Source organism: Flavobacterium sp., from assembly GCF_027490375.1.
Taxonomy (GTDB): Bacteria; Bacteroidota; Bacteroidia; order Flavobacteriales; family Flavobacteriaceae; genus Flavobacterium.
In genome coordinates this window covers 1-20552 of record NZ_JAIXYH010000067.1, presented here as the reverse complement: position 1 = coordinate 20552, position 20552 = coordinate 1, and the positions used below count along the sequence as shown (strand labels likewise).

General features: G+C 41.8%; 12 protein-coding genes and 1 pseudogene. 1 reads left to right on the top strand and 12 read right to left on the bottom strand.

The features are described 5' to 3' along the window. Positions 1 to 780: 780 nt before the first annotated feature. The 3 genes and pseudogenes from Q0064_RS14750 to Q0064_RS09020 form a co-directional block, all read right to left on the bottom strand. Positions 781 to 966 (bottom strand): annotated as a pseudogene (locus Q0064_RS14750) (type II toxin-antitoxin system RelE/ParE family toxin); the annotation flags it as partial. Between the two features lie 47 nt (positions 967 to 1013). Continuing rightward, complete coding sequence (locus Q0064_RS09025) at positions 1014 to 1244, bottom strand: hypothetical protein (RefSeq protein WP_298147456.1); 231 nt, start codon at positions 1242 to 1244, stop codon at positions 1014 to 1016. A gap of 610 nt (positions 1245 to 1854) precedes the next feature. Then, positions 1855 to 3630 carry a long-chain fatty acid--CoA ligase gene (locus Q0064_RS09020; RefSeq protein ID WP_298147454.1) on the bottom strand — a complete coding sequence of 592 codons (1776 nt, stop codon included), beginning with the start codon at positions 3628 to 3630 and terminating at the stop codon, positions 1855 to 1857. 111 nt (positions 3631 to 3741) lie between these two features. Between Q0064_RS09020 and Q0064_RS09015 the strand changes: the two genes are divergently transcribed. Further along, entirely contained in the window at positions 3742 to 5697 is a 1956-nt protein-coding gene (locus Q0064_RS09015) for an LTA synthase family protein (RefSeq protein ID WP_298147452.1), read from the top strand. Positions 5698 to 5926: 229 nt separating this feature from the next. Here Q0064_RS09015 and Q0064_RS09010 read toward each other — a convergent pair whose 3' ends face one another. The 9 genes from Q0064_RS09010 to Q0064_RS08970 form a co-directional block, all read right to left on the bottom strand. Beyond that, complete coding sequence (locus Q0064_RS09010) at positions 5927 to 7051, bottom strand: ATP-binding protein (RefSeq protein WP_298147450.1); 1125 nt, start codon at positions 7049 to 7051, stop codon at positions 5927 to 5929. A 466-nt stretch (positions 7052 to 7517) separates the two neighbouring features. After that, on the bottom strand, positions 7518 to 8678 hold the full coding sequence (locus tag Q0064_RS09005) for an ATP-binding protein (RefSeq protein WP_298147447.1): 1161 nt from the start codon (positions 8676 to 8678) through the stop codon (positions 7518 to 7520). 255 nt (positions 8679 to 8933) lie between these two features. Next, positions 8934 to 12584: a phosphoribosylformylglycinamidine synthase gene (gene purL / locus Q0064_RS09000; protein WP_298147444.1), complete on the bottom strand. Its 3651-nt coding sequence runs from the start codon at positions 12582 to 12584 to the stop codon at positions 8934 to 8936. Positions 12585 to 13116: 532 nt separating this feature from the next. Continuing rightward, the gene (locus Q0064_RS08995; protein ID WP_298147441.1) at positions 13117 to 13647 is read right to left on the bottom strand and encodes a YceI family protein; all 531 of its coding nucleotides are present in this window, start codon (positions 13645 to 13647) and stop codon (positions 13117 to 13119) included. A gap of 11 nt (positions 13648 to 13658) precedes the next feature. Further along, positions 13659 to 14384 carry a pirin family protein gene (locus tag Q0064_RS08990; RefSeq protein WP_298147458.1) on the bottom strand — a complete coding sequence of 242 codons (726 nt, stop codon included), beginning with the start codon at positions 14382 to 14384 and terminating at the stop codon, positions 13659 to 13661. Between the two features lie 681 nt (positions 14385 to 15065). After that, entirely contained in the window at positions 15066 to 15671 is a 606-nt protein-coding gene (locus Q0064_RS08985) for a Crp/Fnr family transcriptional regulator (RefSeq protein ID WP_298147436.1), read from the bottom strand. 9 nt (positions 15672 to 15680) lie between these two features. Beyond that, on the bottom strand, positions 15681 to 15977 hold the full coding sequence (locus Q0064_RS08980; protein ID WP_298147434.1) for a hypothetical protein: 297 nt from the start codon (positions 15975 to 15977) through the stop codon (positions 15681 to 15683). A 96-nt stretch (positions 15978 to 16073) separates the two neighbouring features. Then, entirely contained in the window at positions 16074 to 17801 is a 1728-nt protein-coding gene (locus tag Q0064_RS08975; protein ID WP_298147431.1) for a sodium:solute symporter, read from the bottom strand. 95 nt (positions 17802 to 17896) lie between these two features. Further along, entirely contained in the window at positions 17897 to 20353 is a 2457-nt protein-coding gene (locus Q0064_RS08970) for a PIG-L family deacetylase (RefSeq protein ID WP_298147428.1), read from the bottom strand. Between the last annotated feature and the right edge of the window lie 199 nt (positions 20354 to 20552).

Sequence of the window (20552 nt, the reverse complement as noted above, 5' to 3'; positions counted from 1 at the left end):
TAGCTATCGGAAGCGAAAGAAGTGAAAAAATCCCTCCATGTGGAATTGGAGTAAAACCTTTGTGAACTCTGTGCCTATGTGGTCTGCCGAATTAGGATAAAAAAAGTGAAAGATGCGAATTCCGATAGCTATCGGAAGCGAAAGAAGTGAAAAAATCCCTCCATGTGGAATTGGAGTAAAACCTTTGTGAACTCTGTGCCTATGTGGTCCACCGAAATTATGTTGTAATAAGCGAAAAAAGTGAATCCGTATAGCTATTGGAAGTGAAAAAATGGAAAAAATTGAAAAAAATTGAAAGAATCAAAAGAAGTAAAAAAGATATAAAAACTCTTTGTTACCTCTGTGCCTATGTGGGTCCACCGAAAATATGTTGTAGAAAGCGAATTCCGATAGCTATTGGAAGTGAAAAAATGGAAAAAATGAAAATGAAAAAGTTTCTTCTTTGCGTCCTTTGCGGACATCTTCGCGTTCTTTGCGGTTAAGCTGACCACTCGCTCAGGTACCAACGATACGTAATGTGTTGAACTCATCAATTCAGATAGCTATCGCAATTAGCTTAAAAAGCAATACAATGTTCTACGAAGTTTTCCACGAAGGAGACGATGTTTTGCTATAAACAAGATAAAGCACCAGTTTTTTGCGGGCTTAATGAAATTGTAAGCATTTTCAGTTCGTGCTCAACGATCAGAATGGAATTAAATTTGTTTAGTAGCCAAGAGGTTCTCGGCTGGTATGGCGTATTCGAAGAATTCTAATTTCCTTTTTTTCTAGATTTATTTGCTAACTTACTCTGTAGCTAAATACAATAACGGCTCTAAAGTTATCATCAAGCGGCCATTTTAATTTATCCGATTCACAAGTTAGCGGATTCTGTTTGATTTGATTTATTCGTTCAAGAATTGCTTTTTTTACAATTTTGGGCGCCTGCTTGCTTTGTTGTTCTAAATAGGATAATATTTCTTTAAATTGCTTTAATGCTTAAATATCCCAAACAACTTTTAGAGAGCCTGCTTTTACCATTTAGCAATTTCTTTCAAAGCTTCTTTATGGGATACAGCATTGCCGTTATCAATTCTTGTAACAGCTTCATTAAGTTCTTTGTTATATTGCTTTCTGCTCATTCTTTTAGGTTCATTATCAACTTGTATTAAGCTCTTAATCATTTCAAGAACAAGAGCTTGCTGTTTCGTTGACAGCATTGGATGATAGTCTTCTACTTGCTTTTTAATCGCAGTTGTAGTCATAACAGATGCATTTAGCTTTAGTAAATTTACGAAATTCCGAGCACCAAACATGGGTGTATTTTTTGCTCTCAAATGTTTACAATCAGGTTTTAGTTTTGTTACCATTAATCACTCCGCTATTCGATTTTTGATTTCCCGCATATTGTTTGAAGTTAAGGCGTTACAAACCAATTTTCTTTTACGTAAAATTAAAATACGTTATTTCCACCAAACGTTAGCAACGATTTTCGTCGCGCGGATGGCAGCGGCAGCTCAAACAAAAAGCAGCTTGACTGAAACGTGCTGTAGTGGCAATCTAAAAGTTAAAGAACTTTGTTTGCAAGACTTATACATGAACTGAAGGGAAATAACCTAAAACCTACTCTTCAAGAGTTTTAAACTCTTGAAGAGTAGGTTGATTTTTTTCTTTTAGAACGTCTTGTCCTAGCACGGATGGAAGCGGCAGCCCGTAAGAAAAATACGGTATTGTGAAACGGTTGGTGAGGGCGACCCCAGAAGCCCGATGCCTGCCGATTGAACAAACCGTATTTTTTGCGGACTACAGCGAACAGCCGGATTAGCTTCTAAAAATCATAAATAAGCAGCTCTTTATTTGGCTGTTTTCTTGTTCTTACGAACGGTAGATTTTGTCGTATAAATCGCGGTAGAGTTCTAGCACCGCTTTTCTTTTGAGTTTCATCGTGGGTGTTAAGTGTCCGCCGTCGATGCTCCATACTTCTGGCGTGAGCTCAAAACGTTTGATTTTTTCCCAATTGCCAAAACGCTCGTTGATACCTTCGATTTCCTGGTCGATGCGGGCAATAACTTTCTCGTTTTTAATGAGTTCCTTATTGTCCTCGGAGAGTTCGATCTGGTGCAATTTTGCCCATTCGCGGACGAAAACAAAATTGGGTTGTACAAAAGCTGCGGGCATTTTCTCGCCGTCGCCAATTACCATAATGTTTTCGATGAAACGCGACTGTTTCATGGCGTTTTCCAACAACTGCGGCGCGATATATTTTCCGCCACTGGTTTTAAACATTTCCTTCTTGCGGTCGGTGATTTTCAGGAAGCCATCGGCATCTATCATTCCGATGTCGCCTGTGTGGAAATAGCCGTCTTTCAAAACCTCCGCTGTCTTTTCCGGATCTTTATAGTAGCCGAGCATGATGTTCGGACCCTTGCACAAAATTTCGCCATCTTCGGCAATTTTCACCTCCACGTTATCGATGACACGTCCGACCGTTCCAATTCTAAAACCGCCGTTACGTTGGTCGTTTACCGCAATTACTGGCGAAGTTTCCGATAAGCCGTAGCCTTCCATAACGGGTATTTGCGCAGCTGCAAAAACACGTGCTAAACGCGGTTGCAAGGCTGCACTTCCCGAGACAATCAGTTCCAAATTGCCGCCTAAACCTGCCTTCCATTTACTGAAAATCAGTTTGCGGGCAATGCTTAATTGAAACTCGTACCAGGCGCCGTTTTTTCCGTACGGTTCGTAACGCAAGCCTAAATCGATTGCCCAAAAGAAGAGTTTTTTCTTGATGCCAGTGAGTTCCGAACCTTTGGCGTAAATCGAGTCGTACACTTTTTCGATGAGTCGCGGTACTGCCGTCATTACCGTAGGTTGTACTTCTTTTAAATTGGCGCTCAGTTGCTCGATTGATTCCGCAAAATAAATACTCACGCTGTAATATTGGTAGATGTACACCACCATACGCTCGTAAATGTGGCAAATGGGTAAAAACGAGAGTGCGCGCGATTTGCCGGCTGCGAACGGAATACGCTTTTCGGAATCGAGTACGTTCGACGCAATATTGCGATGCGAGAGCATTACACCTTTTGGTTTTCCGGTTGTTCCCGAGGTGTAAATGATTGTAGCCAGATCGTCGGTTTTTACCGAGTTTTTGCGGATTTCTACTTCCGCCTGTAGCTCAGTGCTAGCGCCTAAAGCCAAAAATTGTTCCCAAGTATGGCAACCTGATATCGTATCGAAGCTGTAAATTTCCTTCAAATTCGGAATTTGATCACGCACCTTCATCAGTTTGTCGTACACCACCTGATCCGAAACAAAGCAATGCGTCGCTTCGCTGTGGTTTAGGATGTATTCGTAGTCTTCCTCGCCAATTGTTGGATACACAGGAACGTTTTGCGCAGCGATTTGCAAAACACCAATATCTAAAATATGCCACTCCGTTCGATTCGTTGAACTTATCACGGCTATTTTATCGTTGGGTTTTACACCTAAAGCGAGTAGGGCACGTGACGCCTGATTGGCTAAATCCACGTATTCCTGAGTGCTGGTTTTAATCCACTTACCGTTTTTCTTAGACACTAGTGCGTCTGAAATAGGTAATTTTTCGAGTTGGTGGTAGGGGAAATCAAATAAACGTGTAATCGACGTCATGTTTTGTGCTTTATGCGGCAAATTAACTATTAAAATACTTTTTCGCAATATTGCTAAAAAAATATGCGCCTAAATTTCAATTGAATTAGTTTTGCAGCAGATTTTTTAACAATGTGGAAAAATAAGAATTGGAGTCGTTTTCGAGGCGATGAATACGCAGTTTTGTTTTATCGAATCGGATTGGCTTTTGTCATGTACCAAGTGTGCCGACTATTCTTTTATATATATAATGCTGATTTAATTGAAGTTAGCGGTGTTTCCGAATATTTTCATCTGGCATATCACGGTTTAGCTTTCGATACTACAGCAATTTTATACTTAAACGGATTATTTATTTTACTCGCCGTTTTGCCGTTGCCGCAAACTAGAACTTTAACATATCAAAAAGTGCTAAAAATCCTCTATTTTGTCACAAACGGAGTAGGTTTGGCGCTAAATTGCATTGATTTTATCTATTATCGTTTCAATTTCGGACGATCAACAAGCGCTATAACCGATTCCATTGCGCACGAATCCAATAAATTATTGCTGTTTGCCAATTTCGCTTTGAACTATTGGCACGTTTTTATACTGTTTACTGCTCTGTTGCTAATTTGGATCAAACTATACGGTATTTTTCGTTTGCCATTCGACAAGCTGCGCTTTACGGTGCCTTATTTTGTGTTTTCATTGCTGTCGATGCTTGCGATTGTTATTCTAGCCATAGGAGGTATTCGCGGCGATTTCAAGAAAAGTACGCGACCCATAAATTTGGTTGATGCTAACCGCTACGTGCGTGTTGCTGCTCAAGCCGATATCGTGCTTAACACGCCTTTCGCCGTTTTTAGAACTTTGTTTGCGAATAGTTTTAAAAAGGTAAACTTTGTTTCGAAAAGTGAAATCGATTCGTTAGTAAAGCCTTACAAGCAGTACAAAAACAATCCCAAAACGCGTCCGAACATCGTGATCCTAATATTAGAAAGTAACGGAAAAGAGTATTTTGGTTCTTTCAACAAAGAAATGGGCATTAAAAATCACATAAGTTATACGCCCTTTGTGGATTCGCTCGCGCAGCACAGTCGCATTTACACGAATGCGTACGCCAACGGTTATAAGAGTATCCACGCTATGTCGTCGGTTTTGGCGGGAATTCCGTCGTTTAAAGATGCGTTTACATCTTCGCCTTATCCGAAACAGCCCACCGAGTCGCTAGTCTCGGTTTTGGAATCGCTCGGTTACAACACGTCGTTTTTCCACGGCGCTCCAAACGGTTCTATGGGATTTCTGGGCTACGGAAATATTTTGGGTTTCGATGCCTATTACGGAAAGAACGAATACAATAACGACGCCGATTTCGATGGTGTTTGGGGAATTTGGGACGAACCGTTTTTCCAGTATTTCAATAAAACCATAAGCCAATTTAAACAGCCGTTTTTTACGACTTTGTTTTCCGTTTCCTCGCACGAACCGTATAAAGTTCCAGAAAAATATGAAGGGAAATTTCCGAAAGGCAACGTTAACATGCATCAATGTATGGGCTACACCGATTATGCCTTGAAGCAATTCTTCGCGCAAGCCAAAAAGCAACCGTGGTTTGAGAACACTATTTTTGTTTTGGTTGGCGATCACGGAAACACCATTTTTTACGACGAATACAAAAAGGAAGCAAACAAAAATGCAGTAGCGTTGCTGTTTTACGCGCCAAAGTACAATTTGAAAGGTGCCGACAATCGGTGGGCGCAGCAAATTGATATTTACCCAACAATACTCGATTTAATTGGATACGACAAGCCGTTTCGCAGCTGGGGACGCAGTTTGTTGAGCGATAACGAGATTTCGCCTTTCGTTATTCGTTACAGCAGCAACAACTACATGCTGTTTGCCGACGGCTACATTTGTATTTTCGACGGACGAAAAGCTGTAGGTTTTTATAAAGATACCGACCGTGGTTTAACCCAAAACCTGATTGCCCAGCGAAACGCTACCATGAACCAGATCGAGCGCCGTTGCAAAGCCTTAATTCAAGATTACATGCAGCGCATTATGGATCGAAAATTGGGAGGGATTGGGCGAAATTCTATAAATTAAAGCCAATTCAGAATCAGTTTTTACCTGAGTTTTTTGATTTTTTGGGTGTGCCGGCGCCAACGTACTTTAACCTTCAATTCGTAACGGCTCCGCTAAACAATCGTTGAGCGTATCAAAGCAGCGCCGTCGCGTGCTCCACTGTATCTTTTAGGCGAAACGGTACTGGAAATTCCGTAACGCCTAAAAGGATGTCGTTGCGCCCGCTCACACGAAAATCGTTGACCGAACATCAGTTACTCAAATACGTATCATAATTCTCCGGCGTGACCACCACCAACTCATGATTCGGATACGACGAGGTGAAATTTTTCGGAAAACGCACCTTTTTATTTGAATTCCATTTGATTTCAAATGCCGTAATTAGTCCGTCGGCTTCCTCAATGTAGTCGATTTCTTGTTGTTCTTTTGTGCGCCAGAAATACGGTGAAACAAAATTGTTTTGGTAAGCATTGTATTTCTTGCGCTCGGCAATAAAGTAGTTTTCAAACAAGGCTCCAATGTCGGCGCGGTTTACGGCCAACTGGAAATTGTTAATCACCGCATTTCGAATGCCGTTGTCGTAGAAGTAAATCTTTTTCGAAAGTTTTAATTCATTTCGGGCATTTCGCGCAAAAGAAGGTAACCTGAAAACAATGAACGTTTTTTCTAGTAATCCAATATACGTTTCGACCGTTTTGCTGTCTAATCCAACGAGCTTTCCCAATTCGTTATACGACACTTCTGAACCGATTTGCAAAGCCAATGCCTGCAAGAGTTTTACCAATTTCTCGGGCTTTTTCAACGAATCAATCATCAAAACATCTTTAAATAAGTAGCTGTCGGCCAATTGTTTCAACACCAAACGTTGGTCGTCGGTGTTAGAAACTACTTCGGGATAACAGCCGTAGATCAATCTGTTTTGAAGCATTCGTTTCTCTTCTAAAATGCCGTGATGATTTCTAAGTTCGTTGAACGCGAGCGGAAAAAGCTGACACTCAATCTTGCGTCCGGTCAACGATTCATACGTTTTATTTTGTAAGTCAAAAGCCGATGATCCCGTAGCAATGAGTTTAACCTCAGGATAGTTTTCGTGAATTAGTTTTAATCCAATACCAATATTCGCAATCCGTTGTGCTTCGTCTATCACAACAAACTTCGAAGCTCCCAATATACTTTTGATTTGCGTTGAAGTAGGCTTTTCAAAAATCTGTTGAATGTCGTATTCGTCGGCATTAAGCCACAGCGCACTCTCGTAACTGCTACTTAATTCCTTAAGCAAAGTCGTTTTTCCGGTTTGTCGAGCGCCAAGTAAAATCAATACTTTTCCTTTGTTGAGGAATTTTGAAATCACCGCAGTTAATTCTCTGGCTATCATAACGTAAAGTAAAGTTCGCTGCAGTCAAAAGTAGTTCTTTTTCGGATTCAATTCCAAAAAAGTAATGCTTTTTTTGGATTCTATTCCAAAAAAGTAATGCTTTTTTTGGATTCTATTCCAAAAAAGTTACTTTTTTTAAGGATTCTATTCCGAAAAAGTTGTGTTTTTTGGGTGTGCTGGCGCCAACGTACTTTAACCTTCAATTCGTAACTGCTCCGCAAAACAATCGTTGAGGGTATCAAAGCAGCGCCGTCGCGTGCTCCACTGTATCTTTTAGGCGAAACGGTACTGGAAATTCCGTAACGCCTAAAAGGATGCCGTTGCGCCCGCTCACACGGAAATCGACTTCACAAAAAAACCTACTTCTCGGATTCAATACCAAAAAAGTCGTTTATGAATTTCTAGAGCAAAAAAACTGGGAATGCAATAGAGCGAAATTCTCAAGCAATATTCATCTAACGAACCATCACTCAAACAGTTCGGCCAGCGAGAACGTGTTCACTAATTTGTTGTTGTTAGTGAAACTAAAATTCTCTCCGCCGTACACAATAGTTAGCGGACTCGTTTCTTTCGAGTAGCTTTTAAACAAATTCAAGTTCCTAAACCAATTTTCTTGAAAAGTTTGACCCGATTTAATTTCGATCGGAAAAAGGTTGAGTCCTTTCTCAATTAACAAATCAATCTCAACACCCGCTTGCGAACGCCAATAGAACAATTTGTAAGGCTTCAACCGATAACTATTAAACTTTACACATTGGCTGATTATAAAATTTTCAAAAATCGCGCCTTTTAACGGATGATTTTCGAGTTGATTTAGCGTGTTTATGTCAAGCAAACTGCAAATGATGCCCGTATCAACCAGATAAAGTTTCGGTTTTTTAGTAATTCGTTTACCGAAATTAGCATAATACGGTGGCAGTAAATAAATAACTCCTGCGACTTCCAAATAACTTACCCAACTTTTCAATGTTTTCGAATCAATGTCTAGTTCGTTTGCCCATTTCAAAGCGTTAAATTCTTGGCCAACTCTTGACGCAATGAGCTTTATAAAATTTTGAAATAAGTTAATATCTCTAATGTTTACCAATTGCCTGATATCTTTTTCAATCACACTTTGAATGTAACTTTGGTAAAATAAAACAGGATCAATAGGCGTGTCTTTCCAAACTTCTGCAAAACCACCCTTAAAAATATGTTCCCAAACCGTAAAATTTTTAAAGTTTGGAATTTCGTCATAACTTAGTGGGTACATGTTAATGTAGCCAATTCGCCCAGCTAAACTTTGGGTAATTTTTTCGTTAAGTAAAAAATTGCTACTTCCGGAAATCACGTATTTGCCTTTTGCCGAAGTATTGTCTAAAATTTCTTGTAAATAATTGAATAATTCTGGCATACGTTGCAACTCGTCATAAATTACACCCTTATTATCTTTGGTTAAAAACGCTGTAGGATCACTTTTAACCAACTGATATAACCCAATATTTTCGAAATTGTAGTATTGATAGTCTGAAAAAAACGATTTGCAAAGTGTCGTTTTCCCACTTTGTCTAACACCCATAACCGCAACTGCCCGAAACATTTGAGCTGTTTTTTTAAGCTTTTCTTCTATTTTTCGTTCAAATTCCATAAAGCAAAAGTATGTATTTTCGGAATTTAATTCCTAAAATACACACTATAATTCTATCTTAATTTGTGCAAATTCGGAATTCAATTCCGAAAATACACATTTTTTTGATCTAAAACGTATGTAAATTCGGAATTCAGTTCCAGATTTACACATATTAATGCTTGTACAAATTGCAATTTTATGCATGCTTTAGGGAGAAATCATTCAAACTCTAAGAGATAAACTCTTTTATTGGATCTACAAAAAAAGCCTTATTTACCTGTTTTCAATCCATTTCCGTGCGTTTACAAACGCTTCTAACCACGGCGTCGCTTCTTTTGGATCGTTCGGATAATGCGCCCAGTTCCAACCAAAAATCGAACGTTCAATGTGGGGCATCATAACCAAATGTCTGCCGTCTTTACTCGCTAACATGGCCGTATTAAAGTCGGAACCATTCGGATTTGCCGGATACTCCGCATAAGCATATTTCGAAACAATGTGGTACTGCGATTCGTCGCCCGGAAGTTCAAACCTACCTTCGCCGTGCGAAACCCAAACGCCCAAGGTACTTCCCGCTAAGCTGCCTAACATCACGCTGTTGTTCGGCAGTATTTCTACCGACGTAAATATGCTTTCGTGTTTGCGCGATACGTTGTGCTTCATCTTTCCGTGAACCGGAAGCTCCGGATGTATTACTTCCAATTCCATTAAAAGCTGACACCCATTGCAAATGCCTACCGAAAGCGTGTCTGGACGTGCATAAAAATCAGACAGGGCTTTTTGCGCCTTTTCGTTGTATTTAAACGAGCCAGCCCAACCTTTTGCGCTTCCCAAAACATCTGAGTTTGAGAAACCGCCCACAGCTCCAATGAATTGAACGTCTGATAAATCGATCCGACCCGTAATTAAATCCGTCATGTGAATGTCGATTACATCGAAACCGGCCAAGTACATCGCATGTGCCATTTCGCGTTCCGAATTCGAACCTTGCTCCCGAATTACTGCTGCTTTCGGTCGGTTGCTTACCTGCACATCGGATGCTTGCGTGTACGAGTTTGGAAAACAGTATTTCAACGCTTGTTTGTCGAATTGTTCCGCACGAACCTCGGCCATTCCATTGGCTGTTTGCAAACGATCAAACAAGTACGAAGTGTTGTTCCATAACTTGCGATACGATTTTACATCTAATTTCAAATCATTTATAATCAATGATTCAGAGTTTATAACCTCGCCAATACGTTCAAATGAAATGTGGTGCTTTTGAAGGATGTATTCTAAGGCCGTATCGTTGGTTGCTTGTACCACAACAGCGGCATTTTCTGCAAATAGTTTGGTGGTGAAATCGGCTTGTGGGTCGATTTTAGTTAAATCGATTGTGGCGCCTATGTTTGTGCTGGCAAAGCAGAGTTCGAGTAAGGTTGTTACCAAACCGCCGCCGCTGACGTCGTGTCCGGCGCAAACTGCTTCTGCGCGGATTGCTTCTTGTAAGGCAGTAAATGCACTTTTGAAATACGCTGCATCGGCAACGTCGGGTGCCGTAGTTCCGATGGCATTTCGTGTTTGCGCAAACGCCGAACCACCGAGTTGTAAGTTTGAAGCCGACAAGTTTATATAATACACACTGCCTTTTCCGGCTTTAAAAACCGGATCGATGGTTTTGGTAAAATCGTCGGTGTGTGCTGCTGCAGAAATAATAACGGTTCCTGGAGAAAGTACGTCGCCGTCCGCATATTTTTGCTTCATCGACAAGCTGTCTTTTCCCGTTGGAATGTTGATGCCTAGTGCAATCGCAAACTCTGAACAAGCGGCTACCGCATCGTATAACCGTGCGTCTTCACTCGGATTTTTGCACGGCCACATCCAATTGGCACTCAGTGATACGCTTTGAATTCCGTCTTTTAATGGTGCCCAAACTAAATTGGTTAAAGCTTCGGCAATGGCGAGTCGGCTGCCTTTTGCGGCATCGATTAAAGCCGGGATAGGAGCGTGGCCAATACTGTTTGCGATACCGTGCGTTCCTTGGAAATCGAGTGCCGAAATTCCGAGATTACTCAACGGCAGTTGCAATTCACCAACGCATTGTTGTTTGGCTACACGTCCGCCAACGCAACGGTCGACTTTATTCGTTAACCAATCTTTTGACGCAACGGCTTCGAGTTGAATAACTTGCTTGATGTAGTTTTCAACCTCCTTATTATCGTAGGTGATTTCGGCAAAATTTGCTGGTTTGCGCTCGTCGGTTAATACGGTTTTTGGTGCGCTACCAAACATATCGTGCAAATCGAAATCCATGGGTTTTTCGCCGGTTTTTTTCGATTCGATCACAAATTTGTGGTCGTTAGTAACTCTACCGACTTCGTAAAACGGTGCACGTTCGCGTTCGGAAACACGTTGTAATAGCGCTTTATCGTTTTGTTTGATCACCAATCCCATTCGTTCTTGGGATTCGTTACCAATTATTTCTTTTGCAGAAAGCGACGGATCGCCAACAGGTAAAGCATCTAAATTTATGTGTCCGCCGGTAGCTTCGATGAGTTCCGACAAGCAGTTCAAGTGTCCGCCGGCTCCGTGGTCGTGAATAGAAACAATCGGATTTTCATCTGTTTCCACTAGTGCACGAATGGCGTTTGCCGCACGTTTTTGCATCTCGGGATTCGAGCGTTGAATGGCATTGAGTTCGATACCGCTGCTAAATGCGCCCGTATCGGCTGAGGAAACGGCTGCACCGCCCATACCGATTCGGTAGTTATCGCCGCCTAAAACCACAATGGCATCGCCGTTTTCGGGTTGTTTTTTCAAGGCTTGCGCGCGTTTTCCGTAGCCAACGCCGCCGGCTTGCATGATTACTTTGTCGTAACCTAAACGGGTGTTTTGCTCGCTGTGTTCGAAAGTAAATAACGAACCGTTGATGAGCGGTTGTCCGAATTTATTACCGAAATCGGATGCGCCGTTTGAAGCTTTTATCAAGATATCTACTGGCGTTTGATACAGCCATTTACGCGCTGGAAATGCATTATCGTTAAAGTAATTTTCGCGTTCGAGGCGTGGATAAGCGGTCATGTAAACGGCACTTCCTGTTAACGGAATAGCTCCTTGTCCGCCGGCTAAACGGTCGCGAATTTCGCCGCCTGATCCGGTTGCTGCGCCGTTAAACGGTTCGACCGTGGTCGGGAAATTGTGCGTTTCGGCTTTGATAGACAAAACGCTTTCGAATTCGGATTTGGTGTAAAAGTCGGGCTTGTCTGGACTTTTCGGCGCGAATTGTTCTACGACCGGACCTGCGGTAAATGCCACGTTGTCTTTGTATGCCGAAACAATTTTATTCGGATTTGCTGCCGAGGTTTTTTTGATGAGTTTGAACAAGCTTTCCGGTTGTTCTTGCCCGTCGATTACAAAAGTACCGTTAAATATTTTGTGGCGGCAGTGTTCGGAGTTTACTTGTGAAAAGCCGAATATCTCGGAGTCGGTTAGTGGCCGACCTAATTTTGTGGATAGATTTTCGAGGTATTGCACTTCATCATCGCTTAGTGCCAAGCCTTCTTGTTTGTTGTAATCCTCGATATCGCTGATGTTTTGAATAGCTTCGGGTTCGATTTTGCTTTGGAAGATTTCTTGCGTGAGGTTTTCGAACTTTTGCGACAGCATCGGGTCGAAACTCTGGTTGGCAGTAAACGGACTAAACATTTCGATGCGTTGAATGCCGCTGATTTGCATGTTTTGTGTGATTTCGACGGCGTTGGTGCTCCAGGGCGTTACCATGGATGCGCGTGGACCCACGAAAGTGCCCAATACGGTGTCGGAATCGATGCGTTGTGCGTTGCCGAAAAGCCAGTTGAGTTTTGAGATGTCGGTTGCAGAAAGTTCTTGAAAAGGCGCGTCAACAGCGAATAGTTGTTCATTCGCGTTTCGGAAGAAGTGAATCATAAAGCGGTTGTGTTGTTGCGCACAAAAGTACGTATTCGATTGCCAAATAGCAATTCGTAAATGTCTTTATTGAACGGATATTTGTGCACGATTTTCGGTAACGATTGCCCGCGCTAAGGATTGCAGTGGAAACCCCGTGAAGTTTGTTGGCTGTGCGCGGCAGTTGGTATTGGCGACTAAAAGAAGCCCATACCGACGCTCCGCAAACGCCAACGAACGAGCGGGTTGAAACGAAAAGCCTGACGGCGGCTAGTAAGCGATCGTCAGGCTTAGTGATTTTAGGAGCCGCGGGAGCGCCCAAATAGTTGAAAACCTGAGTTCGATTAAAAATCTTTGTCAGATCGCTTGAAATTTGCGAATTGTGAAATCAAATAGCAATGAAAAGGAATCGCTTTCACGCTAAACAGATAAACAGCTGCCTACTTCGTTAGATTTTTTTGCGATACTACAGTATCCCAAAAGAAATCCGCCTTGTAATCAAGTATTTATCTGTTTTCTGACCGCAATTTTTAAATCGAACTCAGGTTGAAATTTAGTTTTTTACAAACTGTACTTCGGCAATTAGTTTTACCTCTTCGCTAACCAAAACACCACCGGTTTCGAGGGCGGCGTTCCAGGTGAGGCCGAAGTCTTTGCGGTTGATGACCCCGTGAATGGCCAAACCAATTTTGGTATTGCCCCATGGGTCTTTCATTTCTTCGCTGATTTCGACTTGCAGGTCGATTTCTTTGCTTGTGCCTTTAATTTCGAGTTTTCCGCTTACGATATAATTTTCGTCGGACAATGCTTTGATGGCAGTTGACGTGAAATTTAAGCTTGGAAATTGTGCGGCGTCGAAGAAATCGGCTCCTTTTAAGTGTGCATCGCGATCGGTATTTCCGGTATCTATGCTTTCGATTTGTGCGCTGAAGCTGATGTGGGCTGTTTCGAAATCTTCTGTAGCGTTTTCGATACTTGCAGAAATATCTTTAAAACGTCCGGAAACATTAGTAACCATCATGTGTTTCACTTTGAAACCTACTTCAGAATGCGTTGGATCAATCGTCCATTTTGTAGTACTCATAACTTATTTATTTAGCTGTTTAATTGCATTGGAACTTCCATCAATAAAATTTGGGTATCGTTTTCGGTAGTTGTAATTTCAAAACTATCGATGTCCCAGATCCCGTAACCGTCGCGGGTTTCGAGTTCTTGCTCGTTTACTTTAGCTCGGCCATTGATGATAAAAACGTACACGCCGTTTCCTTTTAATTTGAGGTTGTATGTTGTTTTTTGGTTGGCATCGAACGTACCTAGGTGAAACCAGGCGTCTTGGTGAATCCACACGCCGGCGTCGTTCGGATCGGGTGATAGCACTTGTTGGAACGCATTGTGTTCGGCGTTATCGGAGATTTTTATCTGGTCGTAACGCGGTTCTACGTTTCGTTTGTTTGGATACACCCAAATTTGAAGCAGTTTGGTTTCTTCTTTTTGCTTGTCGTTGTGTTCGCTGTGGAAAACACCTGTTCCGGCACTCATTACCTGAATTTCGCCGTTTTCGATGACAGCGGTATTTCCAAGCGAATCTTTGTGACGCAGGGCGCCTTCGAGCGGAATGGTAATGATTTCCATATTGTCGTGCGGGTGTGTTCCGAAGCCGGTTCCGCCAGCGATGGTGTCATCATTCAAAACTCGGAGTACGCCGAAGTTCATGCGATCGGGATTGTAATAGTTGGCAAAACTAAAGGTGTGTTTTGCGTTTAGCCAGCCGTGGTTAGCGCCACCTCTGGTGTTTGCTTTGTGTAAAACGGAGTTTGTCATAATTTTTGAATTAGTGTGAGGCAGATGATTGAATCCAACCGGAGTGGTTTCGGGTTTGCTTGCAACTTTTGCAGTTGTACTTCCGGCCGCTCCGATTAGTATCGAGCCGAGAATACTTTTTTTGAGGAAATCTTTTCGGTTCATCTGTGTTGTAATCTTTTAATTAACGAAGCAAAGTTACGTTGGCACACAAGCCAAAAGCATTGACCTAGATTAAGAAATCACGTTAAAATGGCGTTAATGGAATGGGGGAGTTTTGGTATTCGCGTGTGGAAAAGGAGTAGGGGAGTTAGGGTTTTTTTTGATTTTTTGTTGTGGTTTTGATGGAGGGAAATACTTACTTAAATAAATGATAGTGAATATATTAGTTTGGGTAATATTGCAATATTACAAATGAAAAAATACAAATCCGAGAATCGTCTTTTGCAAGATTTTAAAACTGAAAAATTTGAATTAAACAGGGAATTAGATTGTCTGCAATATTCCTGGTTTTTCAAGGCTAAAACAGCGTATGGGAGTTAGTGATTTATGGGATTTTGTTGGTGAAATTTACTCGAGGTTATAATGGTCTAAATATTTTATTTACAGTAAATTACAATTGGTAATATTGCAATATTACAAAATGAAAAATACAAATCCGGCAATTCTCTTTATCTAGAATTTTATCAAAGACAATTTAGTCTAATTTGCTTTCTTGTCGTTTCGGATTTTAGAGAGAAACTCGGGAGAAATTCCGAGGTAGGAAGCGATGTAATGTTGCGGTACGCGCTGTGGAATGTTGGGAAACTGTCTTAGAAAAGCGGCGTAATTTTCGGCAGCGGTAAAAGCAATGTTGTTTACGAGTCGGTTTTGAGTGGAAGCCAAATGGTTTTGTACCATAATTCGGAAAACGCGCTCGAATTTTGGAAGTTGCTCTAGTAGTGCTTCTTTGGCTTCGTAATCGATTTGCAACAGTTCGGTATCTTCGATGAGCTGGATGTTAAATCGCGAGGGTGTTTTTTTGTAGAAGCTCGCAATGTCGCCCAGCCAGTAATCTTCAACGGCAAAGAGTAGCGTAATGTCGTGTCCGTTGGCGTCGGTATAGAACGTTCGCGCACAGCCTTTGATGATGTACGATTCGTGTTTACATATTTCGCCTTGTTGGAGTAAAATCGATTTCTTTTTGAACTTTTGATAGTTGAGAAAGCTATGAAAGATTTCTAATTCTTCTTCAGAAAAAGGCATGCAACGCTGCAGGAACGCATCGATTTCTGCATAGCGATTTTCATTGACGCTCGCTTTCTTCATGGGAGTGATTTAGCTGAGTGCTTCGTTGATTTCGTTCATCAACAAGCCGCTACCACCGCCGTAATGCGGAATTACTTTGATGTGCGGATATTCACTTAAAATCCGTTCTTTGATTTTAAGTTCTTCTTCAGCGGTTAAGCCAGCGGAAAGTAACACCAAGTTAACCTGATCGATTCGGTTATCGTCAACGAGCTCGTCGAAGGTATCGGCAGCAGTTCCCGTAAACGCCTCATTTTGGTTAATCAGACGCATCAGTACTGCTTTTATTTCTTGGTGTTTACCAATCACGGCAATATGAATCGGCATTGGCAATTTTTTAGGCAATGTAAGCTTTTTCTTGGAAAAGTAGTGTTGATTCCTCCTGTTTTTTAATGGTCTAAATTTTGTAACTAATTCATAACATTAAGCTTGGACTATTTCACTGGGTTCCGCTTTCTTGAAAAACTGCCAAGCTATTGAAAGTAGAATAGTTAACGCAGCACCGATGAAGTTCAACCACAAATACCCCAGTAGTTCTTTTCCGCTCGGGTAAATGTGTATCGTATAGTAGTAAATTACGAAAATAGTACACTGCGAAACAACAGCGGCTACAAAAACTGCTTGTGCTTTTACGTATTTGATGTAAAAACCAACTAGAAATATGCCCAAAACCGTTCCGTAAAATATAGATCCAATGATATTTACCAGCTGAATTAAGTTCTCAAATAAATTCCCTACGCAGGCAATGGCTATCGAAAAAACACCCCATAATAGCGTGAAAAACCGACTCATAGTTACGTAGTGCTTTTCGGATTTTTCGCCTTTTACGTTTCTTTTATAAATATCGATTACCGTTGTTGAAGCCAAAGCACTGAGACCAGATGCGGTCGACGACATGGCCGCACATAGAATTACCGCCAACAGTAATCCGATGAAACCGATTGGTAGGTAGTTAAGAACAAAGTAGATAAAAATATAATCGGAGTCGTTCGTAATTGCCTTCTCATCGGCTTTTTTAATCAAGCTTTTCGCCGAGTCGCGCAACGCGTTTTCTTTTTCGGTGAGTACAAAAATTTGCTTTCGCAGAATTGGATTGCTGTTACCGTTATTTAACTGATTGTTGTAATCGAGCGTCACTTGCAAACGTTCGGCTTCCACCGTTTTTAAATCGGCTTCCAGCTTTTCGTAGTCTTTGTTGTACGAACTTGCTGCAACAACTTCTTTGTTGTGTGGATTGAAGTTCAGCGGAATTTCTTTAAACTGAAAAAACACGAAAACCATGACGCCCGTTAACAGAATAAAAAACTGCATCGGTACTTTTAAAAAGCCGTTCATGATTAAGCCCATCTGACTTTCGCGAACCGATTTTCCACTCAAATAACGTCCTACTTGCGACTGGTCGGTCCCGAAATAGGCAAGCATTAAAAACAAACCGCCAGTAACGCCGCTCCAGAAAGTGTATCGATTTTTAGGATCTACCGAAAAGTCGATGATCTCCATTTTGTGATTGGCACCGGCAATTTCAAGTGCATTTGAAAAACTAATGTCTTTAGGTAAACCGTCGATGATCAGGTAGAAAGCCACAAACATCCCCGACATGATAATGAACATTTGCTGCTTGTGTGTAACGTTTAGTGCTTTTGTTCCGCCAGTTACCGTATATATGATTACTAATAAACCGATGATTATGTTGAGTTGCGTCACGTTCCAACCGAGAATAGTGCTCAGAATAATTGCTGGTGCGTAGATCGTAATTCCGGTACCTAAGCCGCGTTGCACTAAAAATAGGATAGCCGCTAAAGAACGTGTCTTTTGGTCGAATCGTTTTTCAAGAAATTCGTAAGCGGTGTAAACTTTAAGTTTGTGGTAGAGTGGGATGAAGGTGTAGCAGATGATTACCATGGCCAGCGGTAGTCCAAAGTAAAATTGCACAAACCCCATTCCGTCGTTAAAGGCTTGACCGGGTGTGGAGAGAAAAGTAATTGCGCTCGCTTGCGTGGCCATAACCGAAACTCCCACAGTGTACCAAGGGGTTTCATTGTTGCCTAGAATGTAGTCTTCAACACTTTTTGTGCCACGCGTTTTCCACACTCCATAAACCACAATGAAGAAAAGCGTAACGATGAGTATAATCCAATCGAGTTGCTGCATTACTTATACAATTCCATGAGCATATAAAACAAAGCGAAGTAGCAAACATTCGCCAATAACATCCAGGTATATTTCTTTTTCCATTCCATAATTTGCTACTTTGAAACCGAAAGTAAATTAGCCAAAAGTTTGTAAGCGCCGGTTACGCCTTCTGGTAATTGTCGGAAAAAACTTATTCCGCAGTAAATGTAATGACCTTTACCGTAGGGTGCAATTAACAAACCGGATGTTTTTTGTGTTTCTCCTGTATCGGCCATACTCAAAACGGTTTGGTATTTTTCATCCCATTTTGAAGGAAAATAGAGGCCGCGTTCTTGCTTCCAATTCAAGAAATCGTTCTGCGTGAGTTTATTAGGTTTGTTGAGCGCTTTTGCCTGCGGATCGATAAAACTCACTGCCGAATCTTCTTCGGTAACTCGCTCTCTTCCTATGGTAAGCGGGTAAGGTGTAAAATCTTTCAAAACCAAATCGTCGAGCGTGTTGTATTGCACCAAAAGGGTTTTTCCCGATTGGACGAAATCGAGCAAAAGCGTATGAATACCTACCAAATCTTTATTCACATTGTAGGCGCGAATTCCCGTAATGATCGCATCGAAAGTACTAAGCGATTCTTTGGTAATTTTCTTAGGATCTAATACGACAATTTCTGTTTGTAATTGTTTTAGATATTCGGCTACTTCATCGCCAGCACCGGGAATGTAGCCTATTTTCTTGGCTGAAATATCAATATCGGCTACAACCAACTTGCAATGCGCTGGTGCAATGAGTTGTTGGTGGTAAATGTGGTCGAATTCTAAAGCGGTTCGGTGCAAAGCCGTTTCGTTGTTGTCGCCCACAACTGCGGTCAGCAAAACTGTATCGGCCGTTTTTTGTGGTGTAACTTCGAAAAAAACCGTTTGTTTTTGTCCGGTTTTCAAATCGCGCAAAGCAATAAATTCGGGAGTAACTTTCCAATTTTCAGGTGCTTGCAAGCGCACGGTTGTTTCCGAGAGATCGCTGCTGGGTATAACAGCTAATTCTATGCGTTGTTTTTTGCCTGCTTTTACTAAAAGTGATGTTTGTGCAAAGGCAACATCAAGCTGCGGACTCACCAATAAAGGTTGGAAAATCTCACCTTTCACATCGTCGGTAGTTTTAAATACTACTGGCGTTTTGATGCTAATTGTCTGATTTTCGATTCCAAGAGTCACATTTACGATTACTGCTGGGTTTTTTTCTGGAAGTCCGCGGTCAAGCTGATTCCCAACAGCAAACATGCCATCGGTTTTGTTGGCGTTTATGTAATAGGGCGTGGTGTACGGTAAATCTTTCTCCAAACGGAGCTTTAGTTTTTCTTTGTAGCCGACATTTGGTTTCAGCAGAAAATCTAGTTTTGTCACCAGTTGCGATTCTACCGAAATAGTATTCAAAACAACAGGTATCTCACTGCGGTTAATTACTTCCAGCGAAGCTTCGAATGCGGTTCCGGGCGACATTCGGGCGCTGTTCGTGACAACTTCCATATAAAAACCGCAACTAGCCAAAATGAGTTTGTCGAGTTCTTGGAGTTTGTACGTGCGAAACCCTGATTCGGGTAATGTGTTGAATCGGCTGCGCAGTTCGAGTAATTTTGGTACGCTCGCCGACGGATTTTTAAAATCGAATTGTGCGATAAGGTCGTTGCAAATTTTTAGAATGTTATCTCGTTCGGAAACGCCGTTCCAATCGTTAATTTGAAATGCTTTATCGCCTTTAATGAACTCGAGGTATTCTTTTTCGCTGCCGCGCGAGCCCGACGAACCAAAACCTTGCGATTTGTGGCAACTTCTGCTCAAGGCCGCAATTTCTTGAATAGATTTTCCTTCGAGTGGAAGAAATGTTCCGAGATCAATCTCGGTTAAATTCGATTTATCTGCTGCGGCAAATTTTTCCTGACTGCCGTAAAACCACCACGATGTGTTAAAAAACAGCTGTTTAGCTTGCCAAACGCCCACGTATTGCAATTGTTCGGGAAAGGCCGCTGGGTCGGCAGCCAAATCAAATGCTTTCAGGCTTAATTGTGCAGAAGCGGTGTGGTGTCCGTGAGTGGTTCCAGGTGTTCGATGGTCAAAGCGATTGATAATGATTTCCGGTTGTAGTTTTCGGATAATCCACACCATATCAGAAAGCACGCCTTGTTCGTTCCATTTGGCGAGGGTTTCGGTCGGGTTTTTCGAGAATCCGAAGTCGTTAGCACGGGTAAAGTACTGTTCACCGCCGTCGATTTTGCGAGCTTCGAGCAGTTCTTGTGTGCGAATCATGCCAAGTTGATCGCGCAGTTGCGAACCGATTAAGTTTTGCCCACCGTCGCCGCGAGTGAGGGAAAGATATGCCGTTCGGTAGTGTTTCGCGTTCGCAAAATAGCTAATCAGACGGGTATTTTCGTCGTCGGGATGTGCCGCAACGTAAAGCACGGTGGTCGTTTTCGACAATTTTTGAAGGCCTTGGTAAATATCGGCAGCATTCAGTTTTTCAGGTCTTTGCGCCCATAATGCGCTGCTAAAGCAAACGAGTAAGCAAACAAACTTCTTCAAAGCGTTTTTTTGGTAAAGATAGTATTCCAAATAGAATTACCGATTTCATTAACAGGGAACGCACCGTCGGTGCCTGAGCTTGTCGAAGGCTAATGGAGATTTTTGTATTAAGATTTGAGTATTAAGACTACGCGACGTTCACCACTTAACGTATCGTTTTGGAGAAGCTAGTCCCGATGGCTATCGGGATAGAAGCTAG

Coding starts and splice junctions, on each gene's coding strand:
- Q0064_RS09025 (WP_298147456.1), bottom strand. CDS start 1,244: ATGACTACAACTGCGATTAAAAAGCAAGTAGAAGACTATCATCCAATG.
- Q0064_RS09020 (WP_298147454.1), bottom strand. CDS start 3,630: ATGACGTCGATTACACGTTTATTTGATTTCCCCTACCACCAACTCGAA.
- Q0064_RS09015 (WP_298147452.1), top strand. CDS start 3,742: ATGTGGAAAAATAAGAATTGGAGTCGTTTTCGAGGCGATGAATACGCA.
- Q0064_RS09010 (WP_298147450.1), bottom strand. CDS start 7,051: ATGATAGCCAGAGAATTAACTGCGGTGATTTCAAAATTCCTCAACAAA.
- Q0064_RS09005 (WP_298147447.1), bottom strand. CDS start 8,678: ATGGAATTTGAACGAAAAATAGAAGAAAAGCTTAAAAAAACAGCTCAA.
- purL (WP_298147444.1), bottom strand. CDS start 12,584: ATGATTCACTTCTTCCGAAACGCGAATGAACAACTATTCGCTGTTGAC.
- Q0064_RS08995 (WP_298147441.1), bottom strand. CDS start 13,647: ATGAGTACTACAAAATGGACGATTGATCCAACGCATTCTGAAGTAGGT.
- Q0064_RS08990 (WP_298147458.1), bottom strand. CDS start 14,384: ATGACAAACTCCGTTTTACACAAAGCAAACACCAGAGGTGGCGCTAAC.
- Q0064_RS08985 (WP_298147436.1), bottom strand. CDS start 15,671: ATGAAGAAAGCGAGCGTCAATGAAAATCGCTATGCAGAAATCGATGCG.
- Q0064_RS08980 (WP_298147434.1), bottom strand. CDS start 15,977: ATGCCGATTCATATTGCCGTGATTGGTAAACACCAAGAAATAAAAGCA.
- Q0064_RS08975 (WP_298147431.1), bottom strand. CDS start 17,801: ATGCAGCAACTCGATTGGATTATACTCATCGTTACGCTTTTCTTCATT.